Here is a 2327-nt window from a genome sequence, read left to right as displayed (position 1 = left end):
AGGTGCATCTTACCTTGATGAACTCCGTCTTGTTTATCCTCGCTTCTTCTTTACCTCGTTGCTGCCATTTGGCAGTTCTGCTATCATATCTGTTCATATAAAAGTCCTCTTTTCTTTGTTTTCAATCTTGCTTAATTTCCGAACGCTGACCGATGAGAACGGAGTGATTACGGTCTAATCTCCCCGATAACCGAACGAGGGGAGCAAGCGCAGTTTGTGGGTACAAACTGACGTCTTGCAATGTCAGCTAACGAAACGTTTACGCATAAAGCGTTTTGTCGTCCAAAAATGAATGCTATGCATTCAGAAGATTAACTGTGTTCGTGGCATTCCCACCGTTCAATGTGTTCAGTAAAAATCTATTGTTGGTACTACCCTAAAACGGTCGAGGATTTTGAGTGAAAGGGACATCCTTTTACTCGATAGTCCTTGACCGTTTTTCTGTTGTTTACAGCTTCCTCCATTTTTCTATATCCTCACCGTATTCCTCCAAATGGATACGCACAAGGTTTTCGATGAAGCTCGAGACATTGGCTCCTTTATCTCCCAATCTACGGACAATGAAGTCCGCATGTTCCTGTGTTTCCCTGCTCAGATAGACCGCCTTTCTCTCACTTAGCTTTGTTGGAACAAGGAACGCCTGCTTATAGGCTTCGAGAGTCTCCTTTCTCATCTTGGCACTGATGCGTCGTTGAACGGTTGCGCTCTCTGTATGCTGTGCAGGCTCGGATGGCGTGGCATGCTCTATGGCATGTCCTGTTTCTTGTTGTTTTTGCTCTTGAATAGTTTTCATTCCCTTTTCCCGGAATTCAGAGACAGATTGTTCACTTGAATTTTCAGCTTGGCTCATACCAAAAGTTTTTCCTATGAAACGATCTATTTCTTCCATGTTTCTTCTTTCCTTTTTCATCACTCTATCTTATTTTAAGTTTGACTTGTTTTATTTTGTTGCTTATATTTGGAGTTTTCTCCAACTCTTCCCGTTGCTCACGGACACGTCTGACGTGAAAATCGTTGAGATCTTTGAAGTCTCCATAATACACAGCCATATCTTCTACCTTAAAACCTGTGTTTACAAATTCCTGCACAGCTTTTCGCCCTGCATCGTCATTGTCAAGAAAAGCACGAACGGAGGTTATATTTCTTTCATTCAGGTAGTGGATACTTCTTGCTACATTACTCACGGAATTCATCACGAGACATTGGTTGGAGACCTCCCCTTTCATTGAAAGAAAAGAGAGAAAGTCCATAAAGCCCTCGAACAGGCAGACGGGTTGTGCCTTGTCCTCAAATATCGGAGTGATGTTCTTCGGGGCAATCGTTCCCTTGAACGTATTGTTGTCCCGAAGTTCATAACCACCCGAAGAATTGGCAAAGCCGATGGCTTCATATCTCTTTCCCCTTACCTCGTAGCTGATACATTTGAGAAAGGGTGTTGCCTTTTTCAAATTGATGCAACGTTCCTTGATAAGGTATTCCTGCAAATGCGGCGGCAAGGTGTCTGATATGCTTATCAGTCTCCTTGTTTCGCTTGCTTGTCTTGTAGTTGTCTGGTTGAGACCAATACGGGGTTCAGTCTTTGAATAGCTGTGCGCTGTATACTCTGAAGCGTTCTGCCCCAAACGGCAGATTGCTTCCGAGAATGTGCAGCCCTCCAAGCGTATACAAAGGTCGATGATGCTTCCACCCCTGCCTTCGGCATAGTCTATCCAAAGGTTCTTTTCCGTGTCCACTTTGAAACTCGGACGCGTTTCCTCCCTGAGCGGTGAACGGTACATGGCATAGGCTGGTGTCCTGCGGACAGGCCTGATACCTTTCTTTTCGAGATACTCCACAATGGAATATCGCTTGATAAGTGATAAATCTTTTTCTTTCATTGTTTTGACACTTTAATGGGTTGAATGATAATTATTTATGCTTGTCTGTTTTATGGTTTTACCGTTTCCAAAGTTTTTCCCCTCCAAACTTTTTCATCTTTCTTCTTACTACATACTATTTTGTGATAAGTAATTGATAATCAACAACGATTAGTAGTATAGGACGATACTACACATTCTACTACATTTGGCTACTACAAGTTTGAAGGAGCGGGCAAGGCAAGATTTTTCTGATCTTGTAGACATAGATGGGGCTTCCACCGTTTCTTCGTTTGCTCACCTTTATGTATCCTGCTTTCTTCAAGGCTTCGCCCATACGCTTGGCAACAAGTGGCTGGTGGGTATAAATACCCAAATAGGTGAGTATCTCCGTAGTGGTCATTAACGAATAGCTTTCATCCTCCGTTGGCTTTTCAAAGCAACGCAGCAAGAGTTCCATCTCAGCGGTCT

The 2327-nt window shown here is 43.2% G+C and carries 2 protein-coding genes and 1 pseudogene; all 3 read right to left on the bottom strand.

Features of this window, described 5'->3' with window-relative positions; translation table 11 throughout:
• Positions 1-448: 448 nt before the first annotated feature.
• Positions 449-910: a DUF3408 domain-containing protein gene (locus HMPREF2983_RS12820; protein ID WP_019188789.1), complete on the bottom strand. Its 462-nt coding sequence runs from the start codon at positions 908-910 to the stop codon at positions 449-451.
• Positions 911-914: 4 nt separating this feature from the next.
• The gene (locus HMPREF2983_RS12815) at positions 915-1877 is read right to left on the bottom strand and encodes a toprim domain-containing protein (protein ID WP_019188790.1); all 963 of its coding nucleotides are present in this window, start codon (positions 1875-1877) and stop codon (positions 915-917) included.
• Between the two features lie 181 nt (positions 1878-2058).
• Positions 2059-2327 (bottom strand): annotated as a pseudogene (locus tag HMPREF2983_RS12810) (DUF3874 domain-containing protein); the annotation flags it as partial.

Origin of the sequence: Prevotella sp. HMSC077E09 (assembly GCF_001814685.1) — a bacterium.
GTDB classification, from domain to species: Bacteria; Bacteroidota; Bacteroidia; order Bacteroidales; family Bacteroidaceae; genus Prevotella; species Prevotella oris.
The sequence above is the reverse complement of the archived record's forward strand: the minus strand, read 5'-3'. Positions and strand labels throughout refer to the sequence as shown.

Bases quoted from the DNA above. Each gene is read 5' to 3' on its own strand.
- HMPREF2983_RS12820 (WP_019188789.1), bottom strand. From the start codon at position 910: ATGAAAAAGGAAAGAAGAAACATGGAAGAAATAGATCGTTTCATAGGA.
- HMPREF2983_RS12815 (WP_019188790.1), bottom strand. From the start codon at position 1,877: ATGAAAGAAAAAGATTTATCACTTATCAAGCGATATTCCATTGTGGAG.